The organism is Micromonospora sp. NPDC047521 (assembly GCF_055587305.1).
On sequence record NZ_JBVJGN010000002.1, the window covers coordinates 1 to 19,064 of the forward strand.

General features: G+C 72.2%; 16 protein-coding genes. 7 read left to right on the forward strand and 9 right to left on the reverse strand.

Annotated features, from left to right (window positions below; all coding sequences use genetic code 11):
- Positions 1-121: 121 nt before the first annotated feature.
- The 5 genes from ACZ6N8_RS03860 to ACZ6N8_RS03880 form a co-directional block, all read right to left on the reverse strand.
- Positions 122-1,003, reverse strand: a complete 882-nt coding sequence (locus tag ACZ6N8_RS03860) for a potassium-transporting ATPase subunit C (protein WP_466007332.1) — start codon at positions 1,001-1,003, stop codon at positions 122-124.
- Positions 1,003-3,198: a potassium-transporting ATPase subunit KdpB gene (gene kdpB, locus ACZ6N8_RS03865; protein ID WP_466007334.1), complete on the reverse strand. Its 2,196-nt coding sequence runs from the start codon at positions 3,196-3,198 to the stop codon at positions 1,003-1,005. The genes ACZ6N8_RS03860 and kdpB overlap by 1 nt, the downstream gene beginning before the upstream one ends.
- Before the next feature lie 20 nt (positions 3,199-3,218).
- A complete protein-coding gene (kdpA, locus tag ACZ6N8_RS03870; protein ID WP_466007335.1) occupies positions 3,219-4,874 on the reverse strand; it encodes a potassium-transporting ATPase subunit KdpA in 1,656 nt (551 codons plus the stop codon).
- Positions 4,874-4,963, reverse strand: coding sequence for a K(+)-transporting ATPase subunit F (kdpF, locus tag ACZ6N8_RS03875; protein ID WP_036390805.1), 90 nt, complete (start codon positions 4,961-4,963; stop codon positions 4,874-4,876). The genes kdpA and kdpF overlap by 1 nt, the downstream gene beginning before the upstream one ends.
- Positions 4,964-5,379: 416 nt before the next feature.
- The gene (locus ACZ6N8_RS03880; protein ID WP_466007337.1) at positions 5,380-6,420 is read right to left on the reverse strand and encodes a TRM11 family SAM-dependent methyltransferase; all 1,041 of its coding nucleotides are present in this window, start codon (positions 6,418-6,420) and stop codon (positions 5,380-5,382) included.
- 72 nt (positions 6,421-6,492) lie between these two features.
- On the opposite strand from ACZ6N8_RS03880, the gene ACZ6N8_RS03885 reads away from it, so the two are divergent.
- Positions 6,493-7,281, forward strand: coding sequence for a zf-HC2 domain-containing protein (locus tag ACZ6N8_RS03885; protein WP_466008282.1), 789 nt, complete (start codon positions 6,493-6,495; stop codon positions 7,279-7,281).
- A gap of 7 nt (positions 7,282-7,288) precedes the next feature.
- Here the strand turns inward: ACZ6N8_RS03885 and ACZ6N8_RS03890 are convergent, their stop codons facing one another.
- Together ACZ6N8_RS03890 and ACZ6N8_RS03895 are read right to left on the reverse strand one after the other, a co-directional pair.
- Positions 7,289-8,782, reverse strand: a complete 1,494-nt coding sequence (locus tag ACZ6N8_RS03890; protein WP_466007338.1) for a flavin-containing monooxygenase — start codon at positions 8,780-8,782, stop codon at positions 7,289-7,291.
- 58 nt (positions 8,783-8,840) lie between these two features.
- Positions 8,841-9,494, reverse strand: a complete 654-nt coding sequence (locus ACZ6N8_RS03895) for a TetR/AcrR family transcriptional regulator (RefSeq protein WP_466007339.1) — start codon at positions 9,492-9,494, stop codon at positions 8,841-8,843.
- Between the two features lie 198 nt (positions 9,495-9,692).
- Between ACZ6N8_RS03895 and ACZ6N8_RS03900 the strand changes: the two genes are divergently transcribed.
- From ACZ6N8_RS03900 to ACZ6N8_RS03920, 5 genes are read left to right on the forward strand one after another with little or no spacing between them, the layout of a single operon-like run.
- On the forward strand, positions 9,693-10,511 hold the full coding sequence (locus ACZ6N8_RS03900; RefSeq protein ID WP_466007341.1) for an alpha/beta fold hydrolase: 819 nt from the start codon (positions 9,693-9,695) through the stop codon (positions 10,509-10,511).
- Between the two features lie 26 nt (positions 10,512-10,537).
- Positions 10,538-11,704 (forward strand): acyl-CoA dehydrogenase family protein, encoded by a 1,167-nt coding sequence (locus ACZ6N8_RS03905; protein ID WP_466007343.1) that lies wholly within the window; start codon positions 10,538-10,540, stop codon positions 11,702-11,704.
- Complete coding sequence (locus ACZ6N8_RS03910; protein ID WP_466007345.1) at positions 11,694-12,908, forward strand: acetyl-CoA C-acetyltransferase; 1,215 nt, start codon at positions 11,694-11,696, stop codon at positions 12,906-12,908. The genes ACZ6N8_RS03905 and ACZ6N8_RS03910 overlap by 11 nt, the downstream gene beginning before the upstream one ends.
- Positions 12,909-12,922: 14 nt before the next feature.
- A complete protein-coding gene (locus ACZ6N8_RS03915) occupies positions 12,923-15,076 on the forward strand; it encodes a 3-hydroxyacyl-CoA dehydrogenase NAD-binding domain-containing protein (RefSeq protein WP_466007347.1) in 2,154 nt (717 codons plus the stop codon).
- A complete protein-coding gene (locus tag ACZ6N8_RS03920) occupies positions 15,073-16,194 on the forward strand; it encodes a CaiB/BaiF CoA transferase family protein (protein ID WP_466007349.1) in 1,122 nt (373 codons plus the stop codon). The genes ACZ6N8_RS03915 and ACZ6N8_RS03920 overlap by 4 nt, the downstream gene beginning before the upstream one ends.
- A gap of 26 nt (positions 16,195-16,220) precedes the next feature.
- On the opposite strand, the gene ACZ6N8_RS03925 is transcribed toward ACZ6N8_RS03920, so the two are convergent.
- Together ACZ6N8_RS03925 and ACZ6N8_RS03930 are read right to left on the reverse strand one after the other, a co-directional pair.
- On the reverse strand, positions 16,221-17,102 hold the full coding sequence (locus tag ACZ6N8_RS03925; protein WP_466007351.1) for a cytochrome c oxidase assembly protein: 882 nt from the start codon (positions 17,100-17,102) through the stop codon (positions 16,221-16,223).
- The gene (locus tag ACZ6N8_RS03930) at positions 17,099-17,581 is read right to left on the reverse strand and encodes a DUF2243 domain-containing protein (RefSeq protein WP_466007353.1); all 483 of its coding nucleotides are present in this window, start codon (positions 17,579-17,581) and stop codon (positions 17,099-17,101) included. Before ACZ6N8_RS03930 ends, ACZ6N8_RS03925 begins: the two co-directional genes overlap by 4 nt.
- Positions 17,582-17,723: 142 nt before the next feature.
- On the opposite strand from ACZ6N8_RS03930, the gene ACZ6N8_RS03935 reads away from it, so the two are divergent.
- Entirely contained in the window at positions 17,724-18,956 is a 1,233-nt protein-coding gene (locus ACZ6N8_RS03935) for a DUF2786 domain-containing protein (RefSeq protein ID WP_466007355.1), read from the forward strand.
- Positions 18,957-19,064 lie beyond the last annotated feature (108 nt).

Genomic DNA, 19,064 nt, shown 5'->3' on the forward strand with positions numbered 1-19,064 from the left:
CCGCGGGGGCCCCCCCGGTTTTCGTGGCGCTGGGCGCCGCGGGCCTGGGTTACCACCCCCCGGGGTTTTGGGGGGGGGGGGGGGGGGGGGGGCCGCCCCCCCCCCGCCCCCGCGATGATGCTCAGCGCGCCGCGAACTGCTTGTCGAGTGCGAGGTTGAGTTCGAGCACGTTGACGCCGGGCTCACCCATGAAGCCCAGTGCCCGTCCGCCGGTGTGCTCCTCGACGAGCCTGCGAACCGCCGCCGGGTCCGCGCCACGCTCCCGCGCGACCCGGTTCACCTGCAACTCGGCGTACGCCGGGCTGATCTGCGGGTCGAGGCCGCTGCCGCTGGCGGTGACCGCGTCGGCGGGAACCGCCGGGTCGGCTGGCGCGTCGCCCCGGATCGGGGTGACCACCCCGCCGGCTGCCACGTAGTCCTCGCCCGGCCGGGCCAGCTCCACCGGCACCCCCTGGTACGACGCGACGAACGGGGTGGCCGGGGCGGTCTGGTTGACGCTTACCACCCGGGTGACCGGGCCGGTCAGACCGTCGGCGCGGAACACGGCGAGCACGGCGCCCACCCCGTCGTCGGTGCAGTACGGGCGTCGACCGTCGACACCGTTGAGTTCGCCGACCTCCTTGCTACGGGCGCACACCTGGGTGAGCAGGCTCTCGCTGGACTCCTCCGGGTCGGTGGCGATGGTGTCGACGACGCTCTCCGGGCCCAGGTTGCTGGCCGAGGTGGACGTCGGGTCGTAGCCGTCGCCGGCGGCCGACGGACGGGACTGGAAGTAGCGGGGGATCGGGTTGCCGTCCGCGTCGGTGAAGGACTGGCCGATCAGGGTGCTGCCGACAGTCGTACCGCCCGAGGTGACAAGCGAGCCGTCGGCCTTGTGGTTGAGGCCGGGCAGCTGACCGACCGCTACCAGGGCCAGCGGGTAGACCAGGCCGAGCAGCACCGTGAAGACGAGCACGGCGCGCAGCGCGGCGAGGTGTTGGGCGATCCAGGTGGGTAGGCGCATCACGAAATCCCCGGGATGAAATGGATGAGCAGGTCGATGAGCTTGATCCCGATGAACGGCACGATGATGCCGCCCAGTCCGTACACCAGCAGGTTGCGGCTGAGCAGCTTCGACGCGGCGGCCGGCCGGTACCGCACGCCGCGCAGGGCGAGCGGGATCAGCGCGATGATCACCAGGGCGTTGAAGATGACGGCGGACAGGATCGCCGACTCCGGGCTGGCCAGCCGCATGATGTTCAGGGCGTCCAGGCTCGGGTAGAGGCCGGCGAACATGGCCGGGATGATCGCGAAGTACTTCGCGATGTCGTTGGAGATGCTGAACGTGGTCAGCGCACCGCGGGTGATCAGCAACTGCTTGCCGATCTCCACGATCTCGATCAGCTTGGTCGGGTCGGAGTCGAGGTCGACCATGTTGCCGGCTTCCTTGGCGGCCGACGTACCGGTGTTCATCGCCACCCCGACGTCGGCCTGGGCGAGCGCCGGCGCGTCGTTCGTGCCGTCACCTGTCATCGCGACCAGCCGGCCGCCCTCCTGCTCCCGCTTGATGAGCGCGAGCTTGTCCTCAGGCGTCGCCTCGGCCAGGAAGTCGTCCACGCCTGCCTCGTCGGCGATGGCCTTCGCGGTACGCGGGTTGTCGCCGGTGATCATCACGGTGCGGATGCCCATCCGGCGCATCTCGTCGAACCGCTCCCGCATGCCGGACTTGACCACGTCCTTGAGGTGGATGACGCCCAACGCTCGGGCCGGCTCACCGTCGACGTGCTCGGCGACCACAAGCGGGGTGCCGCCGGTGCCGCTTATCGCGTCCACGATCTCGCCGACCTGCTCGGTGGGGTGGCCTCCGTTCTCGCGTACCCACTTCATCACCGCGGCGGCGGCGCCCTTGCGGACCCGGCGGGCCGTGCCCACCGCGCCGCCGTCCACGCTGGCGTCCGGGGTCAGGTCGACGCCGCTCATCCGGGTCTGCGCGGTGAACGGCACGAAGGTGGCGTGCGGCATCACCCCGGGTTCGCGTTCGCGCAGCCCGAACTCGTTCTTCGCCAGCACGACCACCGAGCGCCCCTCCGGGGTCTCGTCGGCCAGGCTGGACAGCTGCGCGGCGTCGGCCACCGTCGCGGCGTCGACCCCCTCGACCGGTACGAACTCGGCGGCCTGCCGGTTGCCAAGCGTGATGGTGCCGGTCTTGTCCAGCAGCAGGGTGTTGACGTCGCCGGCCGCCTCGACGGCCCGGCCGCTCATGGCCAGGACGTTTCGCTGGACCAGGCGGTCCATGCCGGCGATGCCGATTGCCGAAAGCAACGCGCCGATGGTGGTGGGGATGAGGCAGACCAGCAGCGAGACCAGCACGACACCTGTGACACCGGAGCCGGTGATCGCCCCGCTGTCCGGCGCGGCCGCCTGGTACGCCTTGGAGAAGATCGCCAAGGGCTGGAGGGTCACCACCGCCAGCAGGAAGATGATCGTGAGCGCGGCGAGCAGGATGTTCAGTGCGATCTCGTTAGGTGTCTTCTGCCGGTTGGCGCCCTCGACCAGTGCGATCATCCGGTCGATGAAGCTCTCCCCCGGCCTCTGGGTGATCTTCACGATGATCCGGTCGGAGAGCACCCTGGTGCCACCGGTGACCGCGCTGCGATCACCGCCGGACTCCCTGATGACCGGGGCCGACTCGCCGGTGATCGCCGACTCGTCGACGCTGGCGATGCCCTCGACGATGTCGCCGTCGCCCGGGATGATGCCGCCCGCCTCGACGAGCACGATGTCGCCCTGGCGCAGTTGCGGCGCGGGCACCGCCTCGTCGCGGTAGGTGTTCGCGCGGGCGCCGGGCTTCCAGTCGATCAGCCGGGTGGCGATGGTGTCCTGCTTGGCCTGCCGCAGCGCGGCGGCCTGGGCCTTGCCCCGGCCCTCGGCGACCGCCTCGGCCAGGTTGGCGAAGAGCACTGTCAACCAGAGCCAGACGGTGATCGCCCAAGCGAACACCGACGGGTCGGTCACCGCCAGGACCGTGGTGAAGGCAGCACCGACCTCCACGATCAGCATCACCGGGTTGCGCCACAGCGTGGTCGGGTTCAGCTTGCGCAGCGCGTCCGGCAGGGACCGGATGAGCTGCTGGGGGTCGAGCAGGCCCCCGCCGACCCGGTTGCCCTGGGTGGCGGGTGTGCCGGGGAGTTGCTCTGTCGGGGCGGACGTGACGGACATGTCCTCGTTCCTCATGATGGTCAGAGCCCCTCTGCCAGCGGGCCGAGCGCGAGCGCGGGCAGGAAGGTCAGCGCGACGAGGACCACAGTGACGCCGACGACCATGCCGATGAACAGCGGTCGGTGGGTCGGCAGGGTGCCCTCGGACGCGGGGGTGGGTGCCTGGCGGGCCAGCGAGCCGGCCAACGCGAGCACGAAGATGAGCGGCAGGAACCGGCCCAGCAGCATGCACAACCCCAGCGCGGTGTCCCACCAGGTGGTGTTGACGGTGATGCCGCCGAAGGCGGAGCCGTTGTTGTTGCTGGCCGAGGTGAACGCGTAGAGCACCTCGGAGAGGCCGTGCGGGCCGACGTTGAGCGCTGTCGAGTTGTTGCCTGTGGCGAACGCCGCCGCCGTACCGACGAGCACCAGGATCGGCGTTATCAGGAAGTAGAGCGAGGCGAACTTGATCTCGCGCGACCCGATCTTCTTGCCCAGGTACTCCGGGGTGCGGCCCACCATCAGCCCGGCCACGAAGACCGTGATCACCGCGAGGATGAGCAGGCCGTAGAGCCCGGAACCGGTGCCGCCGGGCGCGACCTCGCCGAGCATCATGTTGACCATGGTCATCATGCCGCCGAGCGAGGTGAACGAGTCGTGGAACGAGTTGACCGCACCGGTCGAGGTGAGCGTGGTGGCGGCGGCGAAGGTGGCCGAGTTCGACACGTCGAACCGCACCTCCTTGCCCTCCATGGCCGCGCCGACCGCCTGCGGGACGGTGCCGTGGCCGGCCAGCTCGAAGATGTTGGTGATGGCGACGCTTGCGAACGCGAGGATGCCCATCACCGCGGCGATGGCGTACCCCTGGCGGTTCTGTCCGACCATCCGGCCGAACACCCGGGGCAGGCTGAACGGGATCAGCAGGATCAGGAAGATCTCCAACCAGTTCGTCCAGGCTGTGGGGTTCTCGAACGGGTGCGCGCTGTTGACGTTGTAGAAGCCGCCGCCGTTGGTGCCCAGCTCCTTGATCACTTCCTGGCTGGCGACCGGACCGCCGGTGATCGTCTGGGTGCCGCCGGTGAGCGTGTTCACGTCGGTGCCGGCGGAGAGGTTCTGCACCGCCCCGCCGATGATCAGCGCGATCGCGCCGAGCACCGCGATCGGCAGCAGGATCCGCAGCACGATCCGGGTCAGGTCGACCCAGAAGTTGCCGAGCTGCCCGGTGCGGCTCCGGGCGAAGCCGCGCACCAGCGCGACAGCCACCGCGATGCCGACCGCCGCCGAGACGAAGTTCTGCACCGCCAGGCCGGCCATCTGCACCAGGTGACCCATGGTCGACTCACCCGAGTACGACTGCCAGTTGGTGTTTGTCACGAATGACACTGCCGTGTTCCAGGCGCCGTGCGGCACCACCGGGTCGAACCCCAGCGACAACCACAGGTGGTTCTGCACCCGCTGGAACAGGTACAGGAACAGGATCGAGACCGCAGAGAACGCCAGCACGCTGCGGGCGTACACGCCCCAGGTCTGCTCGGCGGCCGGGTTGACCCCGACCAGGCGGAAGATCACCCGCTCGACCCGCGACTGCCTGGTTCCGGTGACCGCCCGGAACATGTAGTCGCCGAACGGCTTGTAGACAGCGACCAGGGCCGCCACCAGCGTCAGCACGAAGATGACGCCCGCTGTTGTCATGGTCATCAGAAGCGCTCCGGAAACAGCAGGGCGAACACCAGGAACGCGCCCAGGACGATCGCGAGCACCAGACCGACGGCGTTTACCGCGTTCACAGCTTCTCCACCGCCCGGACCACCAGGGCGAGCACGGCGAACAGCGCCACCGTGAGGACCACGAACACCACGTCAGACACGCTGACTCCTCTTACCGGAAAGGTTCGTCGCGACCGCCTTCCGGTCGCGCGGGGCAATCAAAGCCCCACCACCTACCGGACGGCAGGGGTCATAACGCGACCATGACGGCGGCGCACCTTTTCTTGACGCGGTTTTCACACGTGCCCACTGAACAGGTGAAATGCGGCACAAACGCGCGGACGCCGGGGAGGTAGGGGCAGGTGCGCGTCCTTTGCTCTGCTTCAACAGAGGCGACAGCGAGACACCGAAACTGGTGCGCCGGTTGAAGCAGAGCAAAGGGGCCGAGGAGCGTGGCCGGGGGTGACCCGGGCGGGCGACGGTCAGGCGGGGGACGGTCAGGCCGGGCGGCGGGCCACCAGCACGTCGCGCATGATCGACTGGTCGACCCGGTGGCGCAGCGCGCGGTAGGGCTCCGCGTCGACCACGCTCAGGCCGGCGTCGGCCAGAGCCGCCGCCGCGTCGTCGCGGCTGGCGACATGGGTGTTCCAGGAGATGCCGAGCGCACCGCCGGGGCGCAGCAGCCGCGCCCAGACCGGAGCGGCGTCCGCGAGCAACGCCAGCGGATCGCGGGTCAGGCCGTGATCGGCGGTACGGCTGCCGTGCTGTACGCCGTACGGGGCGTCCGCGACGACCAGGTCGACGGTCTCCGGGCGGAAGAACTCCGCCGAGCGGGTCGTGTCGGCGTTGACCACGTCCAGCAGCTGCGTCCGGCCGGCCTTGTGCTCCTCGCGGGTCGGTGCCAACTCGATGCGCACCCGACGGCCGACCACCTTGCGCTCCCGGCGCACCGGCCCCGACTCCAGCACCCGGTGCTTGATCCGCTTCTGCTTCAGCCAGGTGGTGATGAACGCCCGGTACGCCTCGACGTCCTTCTGGTCGCGCTCGATCCCGGCCGCGTCGAAGCCGTACATCAGCGCCTGGTTGAGGGTGGTGCCGCGACCGCACAGCGGGTCGAGCACCCGGAACCGCCGGCTGGTCAGCTCGCCGGCCCAGTCCGAGGCGAGCAGCGTGACGTTGAGCAGCAGCTTGGTGAACTGCTCATTGGTCTTGCCCGGGTACTTCTGGATGGTGAGCAGGTCGTCGTCGTACCGGTCCAGCCGGCTCCACTCGATGGGGCGCAGCAGCTCTCCGACGATCTCGAACAGCGCGTACCCGGCGGAGAGATTGCCCAGGACGGCGAGGTCACGCTCGGTCAACCCGTCACCGGTGAAGGTGACGTAGGAGGCCCCACCGACCACCTCGGTGTCCAGCTCGCCGAGCCGGCCGTCGAGCGCCGAGCCGCCGAAGATCTCCAACTCGGCCCGGGTCAGGTCGATGGCGGAGCGGGCGTACACCCGGTTGGTGGCGGGCAGGATCAGCAGGCCGTAGCGCGTCATGGTCCGGCGAGTATTCCACAACGCGTCCCGGTGGCCGGGAACCGGAGCGGCCGCCGGAGCGACTACCGGTACATGGGGTGTGAGCAGTGGCGGGAGGTCCTGTCCGCGCAGTTGGACGGGGAGGAGACCGCCGCCGAGCGGACGGCGGCGCAGGGGCACCTCGACGGGTGTGCCGAGTGTCGGGCCTGGTTCAGCGCGGCGGCCTCGGTGACCCGCCGTGTTCGTACCCGGGTGGTCACCGACGTGCCCGACCGGACCGCGGCGATCCTGGCCGCCGCCGCTGCGGCACCGCCGCCCCGCCGGTCGCGGTGGCGACCCCGGCTGCCGCGTCGCGGCCCGCTGGTCGCCGGCCTGCGCGCCGCGCTCGGGCTGCTCGGCGCGGTGCAACTGGTGCTCGGCCTGGCGCAGGTGGGCCGGGGCGCGACCGCCGACCATCTGCACCCCACGGGCCAGCACCTGTGGCACGAGTCCGCCGCCTGGAACGTGGCGGTCGGCGCCGGGTTCCTCTTCGTGGCGGTACGCCGCAGCCCGCCCGCCGGTCTGCTGCCGATGCTCAGCGCCTTCGTCGGCACGCTGCTGCTGCTGTCGGTAAACGACCTGGCCACCGGATCGGTGGGCGGCGAACGGCTGGTCAGCCACGGGTTCCTGGTGGTCGGCTACCTGATCACCGTGCTGCTGTCCCGGCCCGGTCTGCGCCCCGGCGGGCCCTCGCCGCAGCGGCAGCCGACCCCCTCGCGCTGGCGGTTCGGCGCGGACGAGGTCGACCGGCCCCTGCGGGTCGTACGCCCCGAGTCGTATCCGGCGCAGGCGGCCGACCGGTACGCCGCTCCGGCGGCACGTACCGACCGACGAGCCGCCTGAGCAGCCGTCAACTGGTACGCCCGTAGTCGGCCGGGTCCAGTCGGGCGGTACGGCGGCGGTACTCGGCGGCCATTCCCGGCCAGTTGGTGACGATCCGTCCGCTGGCCGTGCGGTACCAGCTGCGGCACGCCGTCCACACACTGCCGGCCAACCGGCGCTGCATCTCCGCGTCGTGGTCGGCGGCCACCTCGGGGCGTACCTCCAGGGGTGGACCGCCCGCGGCGAGCAACCGGACCGCCTGGGCGATGTGCCGGGCCTGCGCCTCCAGGAAGTAGATCACCGACGTGTTGCCGGTGTTGGTGTTCGGGCCGTACATCAGGAAGAGGTTGGGGAAGCTGGGCACCGCCATCCCGAGGTACGCGTACGCGCCGTCGCGCCACTCCTCGTCGAGCCGGCGGCCGGCGCGACCGGTCACCCGGATCGGCACCAGGAAGTCGGTGGCCGCGAAGCCGGTTCCGTAGACCAGCACGTCGCAGGGGTGGACCCGACCGTCGGCGGTGCGCACACCGTCCTCGGTCAGCTCGACGATCCTCTCGGTGACCAGGTCGACGTCGGGGCGGCCCAGGGTGGGCAGCCAGTCGTTGGTGAACAGCACCCGTTTGCAGCCGATCGGCTCCACCGGAGTGATCCTGGCGCGCAGTTCCGGATCGCGTACCTGCCACCACCGCTGCGCCCGCGAGAGGCCTCGCAGCACCGCTGCGGCGGCCCGGTTGCCTGTCACCGCCAGCCCGGTGACCACGGTGGCCGACCAGAACGCGGCCCGGGGCAGGCGCATCAGCGCCGGCACCCGCCGGTAGAGCGCCCGGCCCAGCCGACCGTGCCGGCGGTCCGGCTTGGGCAGCGTCCACGGCGCGGTGCGCTGGAAGACGGTCACCCGGGCCGCGCGGCCGGCGATGGCCGGGACCAACTGCACGGCGCTGGCGCCGGTGCCGATGACCGCGACCCGGGCGCCGTCCAGCCGTACCGTCGGATCCCACCGGGCGGTGTGCAGGGCCGGCCCGGCGAACCGTTGCGCGCCCGGCAGCACCGGCACCACCGGCCGGGAGAGCTGACCGACCGCCGGCACCAGCACGTCCGCCGTCAGTTCCGCGCCATCGGCGGTACGCAGCCGCCAGCACGCGGTCGCCTCGTCCCACGACGCGTCCGTGACCTCGGTCCGCAGCCGCACACGATCGGTCAACCCCAGCTCGGCCACGCAGCGGTGCAGGTAGTCAAGGATCTCCGAGTGCGGCGGGAAGCGCCGCGACCAGCCCGGGTTCAGGGCGAAGGAGTACGAGTAGAGCGGCGCCGGGATGTCGCAGGCGCAGCCCGGGTAGGTGTTGTCCCGCCAGACGCCGCCGATCCGGTCGGCCCGCTCCAGCAGCACCACGTCGGCAGCGCCGGTACGGGTCAACGCGGCGGCCACCGCCACGCCGCCGAACCCGGAACCGATGACCGCCACCCGGACCCGGCGCCGGGTGCCACCGTTGTTTGCGGTAGTGGTTGGAGCGGTGTCGGTCATGGCGGGCTCCCTCAGCCGTGCGGCCGACCGTAACAGCTTGTTGACAGCGCGCCAACGACTACGCGGGAGGGCCGCCCGGGCGCACCGCACAGTCCCCGGCGATGACCTGCGGTACGACCTGCTCGACGATTGTCAGCAGGGTGGTGGTGAGCAGCAGGTGCACCTGCGCGCGGGTCAACGCGCCGCGCTGGAGCCACTCCCGGGCGGTCGACGTCGCCAGCCCGCAGTACGCCCGGACCATCCCCCGCAACTCCTCGTGGTCCTCCGCCTCCTCGGCCAGCCCGACGGCGACGAGCATCCGGTCGGCGGCGACCTCCTCGGCCTCGGCGAGCACCCGTTCCACGTCGGCGTCGCCGCCCATCCCCCGGGCCGTGACGGCGGCCAGCCAGGAGGTGCTGTGCCGCGACACCACGTCGAGGAACCAGGAGACACTGGCATCGACCCGGGTCCGCAGATCCCCCTTGGGCAGCCGCTCCACGGCGACCTCCGGGATGGTCACCATGACCCGCACGACCTCCAGATAGAGGTCCTTCTTGGTGCCGAAGTAGTGGTTGACCAGGCCCCGGGCGACGCCCGCCTCCCGGGCCACGTCGGTGGTCGACACGTCCGCGTACGGGCGCTCGCCGAACAGCCGGACCGCGCAGGCCAGGATCTGCCCGCGCCGGGCGTCCGGCTCCAACCGGCGGCGTCGGGGAGCCGTCTCGACACTCATCTGCCCGACCCTAGCGGCAGCCGTTGCGTCAGCGCGGCGGCCAGCCAGGCAAAAACCCTGATCACCAACCGCACCGTCGCCGGCAGAGGGGTGCACAGGCCACTCCCTTTGCTCCGCACCCGACAGGCACCGGTAGCAGACCGTAAACGTCGCCTCCGCAGGTGCAGAGCAAAGGGGGCGGCATGCGAAGGTGGGCGGATGCGGCGAGGGGATCCGGGCCGGCTCACCCACTCGCGGCGGGGGGACGGCCCGCCGCTGGCGCTCATCCACGGGATCGGTAGTCGGTGGCAGGTGTGGTCGCCGGTGCTCGACGAGGTGGCCCGGCACCGGGACGTGATCGCGCTGGACCTGCCCGGCTTCGGCGCCTCGCCACCGCGGCCGGGGCAACCGGCACCTCCCTCACCCGGCTCGGTGGAGCATCTGGCGGATCAGGTTGCCGCGTTCCTTGAGGCGCTGGGTGTGCACCGGCCCGCCGTGGCCGGCAACTCGCTCGGCGGTGGCATCGCGCTGGAGTTGGGGCGGCGCGGGCTGGCCAGCTCGGTGATCGCGTTCTCGCCGATCGGGTTCTGGGGCCCGGTGGAGCGACGCTGGTGCCAACTGACGGTCGGGGGAGCCCGCTCGGCCGCCGTCGCGTTGCGGCCGGCGCTGCCCCGGCTGCTGGCGAGCCGGGCTGGACGGGCGGTCTTCTGCGGGCTGTTCTACGGCCACCCGGGACGACTCAGCCGAGAGGAGTGCGTCGAGTCCGCGGCGGCGCTGGCCGACGCGCCAGGCTTCGCGGCGGCGCGCGCCGCGTTCGCCGGATGGCAGCTCCGTCGCGAGACGACCGGAGCGCTCGACGACATTCCCGTGACCGTCGCCTGGGGTAGGCGCGATCTCGTGTTGCCGTACCCCACTCAGGCCCGGCGGGCCCGAGCGGCGCTGCCGGCGGCCCGGCACGTGCCGCTGCCGGGCTGCGGACATCTGCCCTTCGCGGACGACCCGAAAGCCTGTGCCCGGCTGCTGATCGAGACTTATTGACATGCCGCCAACAGCGCGCGAGGGTGATGCACATGCCGACGACCGATGGCTCCCCCTCGCCCTGGCGTGAGCCGGAGCACGACGACCTGGCCGAGTTGGCCCGCACCTTCTTCACCAAGGAGGTGCTGCCGCACACCGACCGCCTGCTGGCGCAGGGCCACCCGGACCGCGAGCACTACCGGCGCGCCGGTGAGCTGGGGTTGCTCGGCCTGTCCGTCCCCGAGGAGTACGGCGGCGGGGGCGGCGGCTTCACCCACGAGGCCGTGTTGCTGCACGAGCAGGCGTACACCGGGGAGAGCAGCCTCGGCTTGGCCGTCCACAGTGGCATCGTCACCGGCTACCTCGTGGCGTACGGCAGCGAGGAGCAGAAGCGACGCTGGTTGCCCGGCCTGTGCAGCGGCGAGCTGGTCGGCGCGATAGCGATGACCGAGCCGGACGGCGGCTCGGACCTCCAGGCGATGCGGACACGGGCCGTCCGCGACGGCGACGACTACCTGGTCAGCGGTGCGAAGACGTTCATCACCAACGGCGGCGTGGCCGATCTGATCATCGTGGCGTTGAAGACCGACCCCGAGCAGCGGGCGGCAGGCATCTCCCTGCTGGTCTGCGAGGTGGGCGACGACCCGGAGGGCTTCCGCAGGGGTCGGCTGCTGTCCAAGATCGGGCTGCACGGCAACGACACGGCCGAGCTGTTCTTCGACGAGCTGCGGGTGCCGGCGGCCAACCTGCTCGGCGGCGCCGAGGGGCTGGGCTTCATCCAGATGATGCAGCAGCTGCCGCAGGAGCGGCTGGTGATCGGCGTGGGCGCGGTCGCCGCCATGGAACGCGCGGTCGAGCTGACAGTCGCGTACGCGAAGGAGCGCACCGCCTTCGGCAAGACGCTGATGGGGCACCAGAACACCAGGATGGTGCTCGCCGAGTGCGCCACCCGCGCCCGGGTCAGCCGGGTCTTCCTGGACGACTGCATCGTCCGGCACAGCCGAGGTGACCTGGACGTGGCGACCGCCGCGATGGCGAAGTCGTGGCTCACCGAAGGCCAGTGCGAGGTCGTCGACCGCTGCCTGCAGATCTTCGGCGGCTACGGCTACACGACCGAGTACCCGATCGCCCGGATGTACGCCGACGCCCGCGTCCAGAAGATCTACGGCGGCACCAACGAGATCATGAAGGAGTTGATCGCCCGTGCCCTCTGAGGCGTACGTCTATGACGCGGTGCGCACCCCGCGCGGACGCGGCCGGGACACCGGCGCGCTGCACGGGGTCAAGCCGATCTCCCTTGTCGTCGGCCTGATCGACGCGCTACGCGAGCGCAACCCCGGCCTGGACGTCGGCCGGTTGGAGGACCTGCTTCTCGGCATCGTCACCCCGGTCGGCGAACAGGGCGGCGACCTGGCACGGGCGGCGGCGCTGCTGGCCGGGCTGCCGGACGAGGTGGGCGGGGTGCAGCTCAACAGGTTCTGCGCCTCCGGGCTGGAGGCGGTCAACTCCGCCGCCGCGCGGATCCGTTCCGGCTGGGAACACCTGCTGCTGGCCGGCGGGGTGGAGTCGATGTCCCGGGTGCCGATGGGCTCCGACGGCGCGGCCTGGGCCACCGACCCGCAGACCGCGCTTGCCACGTCGTTCGTGCCGCAGGGCGTGAGCGCCGACCTGATCGCCACCCTGGAGGGCTTCACCCGCGACGACGTGGACGGCTATGCGGTGCGGTCGCAGGAACGGGCCGCCAAGGCGTGGGCCGGCGGGCACTTCGCGCGCTCGGTGGTGCCGGTCCGGGACGGCAACGGGCTGGACATCCTCACCGTGGACGAGCATCTGCGGCCGGAGACCACCAGGGAGGCGTTGGCGAAGCTCACCCCGTCCTTCGCGACGATGGGCGAGGCGGCCGGCTTCGACGCGGTGGCGTTGCAGAAGTTCCACTGGCTGGAGGCGATCGAGCACGTCCACCACGCCGGCAACTCGTCGGGCATCGTGGACGGCGCGGCGCTGGTGCTGGTCGGCTCGGAGCAGGTCGGCCGGGACCTCGGTCTCACCCCGCGCGCCCGGATCGTCGGCGCGGCGGTCACCGGCGCCGACCCGACGCTGATGCTGACCGGCCCGATCCCGGCCACCCACAAGGCGCTCGCCGCCGCCGGGTTGACGCTCGACGACATCGACCTGTTCGAGATCAACGAGGCGTTCGCGGCTGTGGTGCTCAAGTACGTCCGCGACCTGGGCCTCGACCCGGACCTGGTGAACGTCAACGGCGGCGCGATCGCCCTGGGCCACCCGCTCGGCGCGACCGGAGCGATGCTGCTCGGTACGGCGTTGGACGAGTTGGAGCGCCGCGACCTGCGCCGCGCCGTCGTGACCCTGTGCATCGGCGGCGGCATGGGCGTCGCCACCGTTCTCGAGCGCTGCTGACCCGGAGGACGACAATGACCGACACCATCCGGTACGACCGCGGCGCCGACGGCATCGTCACGCTCACCCTTGACGACCCGACCCAGTCCGCGAACACCATGAACCGGGCGTACGCCGCGTCGATGAGCGCGGTGCTCGACCGGCTGGAGGCCGAACCCGACCTCGCCGGGGTCATCGTGACGAGCGCGAAGTCGACGTTCTTCGCCGGCGGCGACCTGCCGGAGATGATCAGGGCCACCCGCGAGGACGCTCCCGCGCTCGCCGAGCTGCTCGGCACCATCAAACGGGACCTGCGCCGCCTGGAGACGCTGGGCCGGCCGGTCGTCGCGGCGGTCAACGGGTCCGCGCTCGGCGGCGGCCTGGAGATCGCGCTCGCCTGCCACCACCGGATCGCGCTGGACGCGCCGGGCAGCCGGCTCGGGCTGCCCGAGGTGACGCTGGGTCTGCTGCCCGGGGCCGGCGGTGTCACCCGGACCGTACGGATGCTCGGCCTGGCCGGCGCGCTGACCACTGTGCTGCTCACCGGCAGCCGGATGCGCCCGGCCGATGCCCTGGCCGCCGGTCTGGTCGACGAGGTGGTGGCCACCGAGGCGGAGATGCTGGACCGGGCCCGTGCCTGGATCGCGGCCAACCCGCAGCCGAAGCAGCCGTGGGACCGACCGGACTACCGGATGCCCGGCGGCACACCGGCCAGCCGGTCGCTCGCCGCGCAGTTGCCCGCCTTCCCGGCCACCCTGCGCAAGCAGCTCAAGGGCGCCCGGCTGCCCGCGCCCGAGGCGATCCTGGCCACCGCCGTCGAGGGCGCGCAGGTCGATGTGGACACCGCGCTCACAGTGGAGACCCGGCACCTCATCGGCCTGCTCACCGGGCAGGTCGCCAAGAACATGATCGGGGCGTTCTTCTTCGACCTGAAGGCCGTGAACGGCGGCGCCGCCCGACCGTCCGTCGACGTGCCGCCGGTGCGGAAGGTGGCGGTTCTCGGCGCGGGCATGATGGGTGCCGGCATCGCGTACGCCTGCGCCAGCGCCGGCATCGACGTGGTGGTCAGGGACGTCACGGAGGAGGCCGCCGGACGGGCCCGGGAGCACGCCGAACGGCTGCTGGCCCGCAAGGTGCGCAAGGGCCGCGCCACGGAGGCCGACGCCCGCGCGGTGCTGGACCGGATCACCACCACCGACCGGGTGGACGCCCTCGCCGGGTGCGACGCGGTCATCGAGGCGGTCTTCGAGGACCCGGCGCTGAAGAAGGCCGTGTTCGCCGAGGTGCTCCCGGTGCTGGCACCTGACGCGTTGATCGCCTCCAACACCTCCACCCTGCCGATCACTCAGCTGGCCGAGGGCGTGGACCGGCCGGCCGACTTCATCGGCATGCACTTCTTCTCCCCTGTCGACCGGATGCCGCTGTTGGAGATCGTGGTCGGCGAACGGACCGGCGACCACGCGCTGGCCCGCGCGTTCGACCTGGGCAGGCGGATCGGCAAGACGCCGATCGTGGTCAACGACGGCCGGGGCTTCTTCACCAGCCGGGTCATCGGCCGGTTCATCGACGAGGCGGTGGGCATGGTCGCCGACGGCGTACCTGCCGCGTCGGTGGAGCAGGCCGCGTTGCAGGCCGGCTATCCGACCGGGCCGTTGGCGCTGGCCGACGAGGTGAGCCTCACCCTGATCCAGCGGATCCGCCGCCAGTTCGAAGCCGCAAGCGAGGAGTTCCTGCCCCTGCCGGCGCACCGGCTCGTCGACGAACTTGTCGACGCGTACGACAGGCCGGGACGCGCCGCCGGACGCGGCTTCTACGCGTACGACGACGGCACCCGGGGACGGCTGTGGCCGGGTCTCGCCGACCTGGTCACCGACGCCGGCCGGGCGGTGCCGTTCACCGACCTTCAGGAGCGGATGCTCTTCGCCGAGGCGCTGGACGCGCTGCGCTGCCTCGACGAGGGCGTACTGCGGACCGAGACCGACGCCAACATCGGCTCGATCTTCGGCATCGGCTTCCCGGCGTGGACCGGTGGGGTGATCCGTTACGTCCGGCAGTACGCGGGCGGCCCAGCCGGCTTCGCGGCGCGCGCGGCCGAGCTGGCCGACCGGTACGGCGACCGGTTCACGCCCCCCGCCGACCTGGTCGAGCGGCTCGCCGCCCGTACCACCGAACCGGCAGGCGCCGCGTGACGGCGGCGCACGGCGGGCCGTTGGCCGGGGTGCGGGTTGTCGAGTTGGCAAGTCTCGCCCCGGCGCCGTTCGGCTGCATGGTCCTCGCCGACCTCGGCGCGGACGTGGTGCGGGTGGACCGGCCCGGCGCACCGGGAGCGGGCCGGCTGGCCGCGCCGACCGGCGGGCCGTTGCAGCGCGGCCGGCGGGTCACCACCCTCGACCTGAAGTCCCCCGACGGGGTGGCCGGCCTGCTGAGCCTCGTCGAGCGGGTCGACGTGCTGGTCGAGGCGTACCGGCCGGGGGTGGCCGAGCGGCTCGGCTTCGGCCCGCAGGTGTGCCAGGAGCGCAACCCCCGGCTGGTGTACGCGCGGATGACCGGCTGGGGTCAGGACGGCCCGCTGGCGGCCCGGGCCGGGCACGACATCGACTACATCGCGGTCGCCGGGGCGTTGGAGCCGCTGGGCCGGGCCGGTGAGCGCCCGTACGCGCCGATGAACCTGCTCGGCGACTTCGGCGGAGGCGGCATGCTGCTCGCCGTCGGCGTGCTCGCCGCGCTGCTGGAACGGGAACGCTCAGGCGTCGGGCAGGTGGTCGACGCGGCAATGGTGGACGGGTCGGCGCTGCTCACGTCGTTCCTGCACGGGCTGCTCGGCACCGGCCTGTGGGCGGCACCACGTGGGCGCAACATGTTCGACGGCGGGGCACCGTTCTACGACACGTACCGCACCTCCGACGATGGATTCATGGCGGTCGGCGCGATGGAACCGGCCTTCTACGCCGTACTCCTGGCGGGTCTCGGCCTCGCCGACGACCCGGACCTGCCCGCCCAGTACGACCCGAGCGGCTGGGACGAGCTGCGGAGACGGTTCACCGAGCGGTTCGCCGAGCGGACCCGGGACGAGTGGACGGCGATCTTCGCCGACCTGGACGCCTGCGTCGCCCCGGTGCTCGCCCCGCGTGAGGCGCACCAGCATCCGCACAACGCGGCCCGGGGCACCTTCGTCGAGGTGGGCGGTGAGATCCAGCCCGCCCCGGCACCCCGCTTCGACCGCACGCCCACCGCCCAGCCAACACCAGCGCCGGACCCGGAGCGCGACGCCGTACCTGTGGACACGATCCTCACCACCTGGCAGTGAAGAACCCCACCACCCGCGCCGCGTGATCAAGAGGTCTGCGTCAGAGAACCGTCCCTCGGTGACGCGAACCTCTTGATCAACCGGCGTGGCCGGGGGTGCCGCGCCCGGTGGGGGCGGTGGTACCAGGTGGCGAAGAGGGCTACGGCCAGCAGCAGCTCTGCCAGGTCGCCGCCGTAGTACATGAGTTGGGCGGCGGCGCGGAACGCTTCCGGGTCACGGTCGGTGAGCCCGGGCGGGAGCGTTCCGGCCTGCGCGTAGAGGTACTTGGCCAGTACCGCGTGCCCTGCCGACGCGCCGAGCAGCGCCCCGACGCGGACGGCCATTCCGGGGCGGCGGGGTGCCGGGTCCGGCCCGGCCAGCGACCAGGCGAACAGGTACCCGGCGACCACGTAGTGCAGGTGCAGGGCGTGGTGCAGGGTCGGTTGCCGCTCGGCCGCCGCGTACAACGGGGTGAGCAGCACCAGGGCCAGCCCAGCTGTGGTGAGCAGCGCGGCGGTGACCGGGTGGGCGACCAGGTGCAGCGGGCGGACGCGCAGCAGGCGGCCCACCATCCGCCGCGTCGGCGGGGGCGCGACGTGCAGCAGCAGGGTCACCGGGGCACCGAGGACCAGCCCGAGCGGGGCGATCATGCCGAGCAGAAGGTGCTGCGCCATGTGCCCGCGCGGGTCGTCGGGGAGTTGGGCCAGCGGTCCGACGGCGACCGCCAGCAGGGCGCAGCCGGCCAACCAGGCGGCGGTGCGCCTGTGGTCCCACCCGCGTGGGTCGCGGACGGCGGCCAGCAGGTAGCCGACGGCCAGCAGCACGACCGGGAGCAGCGGCAGCCAGCTCCGCCCGTCCGCCGCATGCCCGCCGTGCGCCAACACCGGCTGTCCGGCCCAGGCCGGCAGACCGGAGAGGACCGTCGTCACCGGGGGCCGTCACCGGGCCGGCGGGACCGCGTCCACCACACCACCGCAGCGCCCGCCAGCAGCAGCACCGCGCCGCCCGCGATCCACACCACGTCGTACGGCAGCAGGTGGACGCCGTAGCGGATCTGGTGCACCCGGAGCACCTTGTGGTCGACCACGCCGTCGAAGACCTGGAAGCCGCCGGCGCCGAGCAGGAAGCCACCCCAGGCCAGCCGGGCCGACAGGGCACGTCGCCGGCGCAGGTCGGCGAGCCAGAAGAACCCGCCGACCAGGATGATCAGTTCGGCGGCGTGCAGCAGTCCGTCCGACAGCAGGGCGATCGACGGGGTGGACCTGTCGTAGAAGTGGTGCCAGGCCAGCAGCTGGTGAAAGACGATCTCGTCCACCGCCGCCATGATCGCCACACCGATCAGGACGCCGGCGAGCGTGGAGGAGCGACCATCGAGAGTCCCTGCCCGGGGCAGACTCGTACCGGTCACCACACACCTCGCATCCATGCCGGGTCAGGCCCGAACTACCCCGAACCGCGTCGAGCATGCCTTGCCGGTCCCGTTTCGCGACTCCCCCACGGCTGACGGCATGATCATGGAGCCTGAAGGGGAGCACGAGAGGGAGGTGCACGTGCCGGACGCAGACGAACTCGTCGCCGACGCGCTGACGGCGGTGCGCGGCACCGACGTACGGCAGGCCGAACGACAGCTGGACCGGCTGATGGTCGGCACCGGCGCGACGGGCGGCAGCACGGCGGTGGACGCGGCCCTGCTGCGTCGCCTGGTCCGTGGCCTGGGACGGTTGTGGCCGCGCGGCTGGCAGCCGGTGGACCTGGACCGGATCACCACCCGCCGGCTCGACGCCCGCGCGGCCGGGTTGCTCCGCGACGCGATGGCCGCCCAGCGGCGCGAACAGGCCGAGCCGGTCCCCGCCTGGTGGGACGACCAGTTGGGCGAGCTGAGCGCCGAGGTCCGGGGCGACGACCGGGGTGTGCTGGCCGGCTGGGCAGCCCGCGAAGGGCTGGACCGGGTGGACGCGCTGCGCACCGCCGTCGACGTCCTCGCGCTCGTGGAGAGCCTGCCGCCGATCGCGGTGCTGCGCCCGCCGCCCGGCTCGACCGGCGCGGCGACCACCCGCGCGGCAGGTACGGCCCGCAGCGGGTCACCGATGCTGGACCGGGTGCGGGCGCTGCTCGCCAAGGCCGAGTCGACCACGTTCCCGGCCGAGGCGGAGGCGCTGACCGGCAAGGCACAGGAACTGATCGCCAGGCACAGCATCGACGAGGCGCTGCTGGCCGCCGGGGCGGCCACCGGGGACCAGCCGGGTGGGGTACGCCTGAGCACCGACCCCCCGTACGCGGGAGCGAAGGCGCTGCTCGTGCAGGAGGTGGCGGCGGCGAACCGGTGCGAGGCGGTCTGGTCCGACGACCTGGGGTTCACCACAGTGCTGGGCTGGCCCGCCGATCTCGTGGCGGTGGAGTTGCTCTACACGTCTCTGCTGGTCCAGGCCACCGCCGCGATGCTGCGCGGGCGGGCCGAGCGTAAGCCGGGGTCGGGGCGGCGGACGAAGGTGTGGGACGAGTCGTTCCTCAACGCGTTCGCGCTGCGCATCGGCGAGCGGCTGCGCGCGGCAACCGACGCGGCGGCGGCCGAGACGGCAGGCGCCGAGCGACTGTTGCCGGTGCTCGCCAAGCGCGGCGAGGCGGTCCAGGAACGGCTGGAGACGCTCTTTCCCGGCGTCACGCGGCACCGGCTCAGCGTCCGCGACGCCGAGGGCTGGTCGTCCGGCACCTCGGCCGCCGACCGGGCGTCGCTCGACGTCGGCGACGGGCGGAAGCCCCGACAGGTGCCGGGCCGGCGCTGACCGTGCGGCGTGGGACCGCCACCCGGAAGGTTTTCTGCGATTTTCTTCGGTACGCGGTAGGGAACGGGGTGACGGCTCCGACCCTCCGGTGAGCCGCGCCCCGACCGG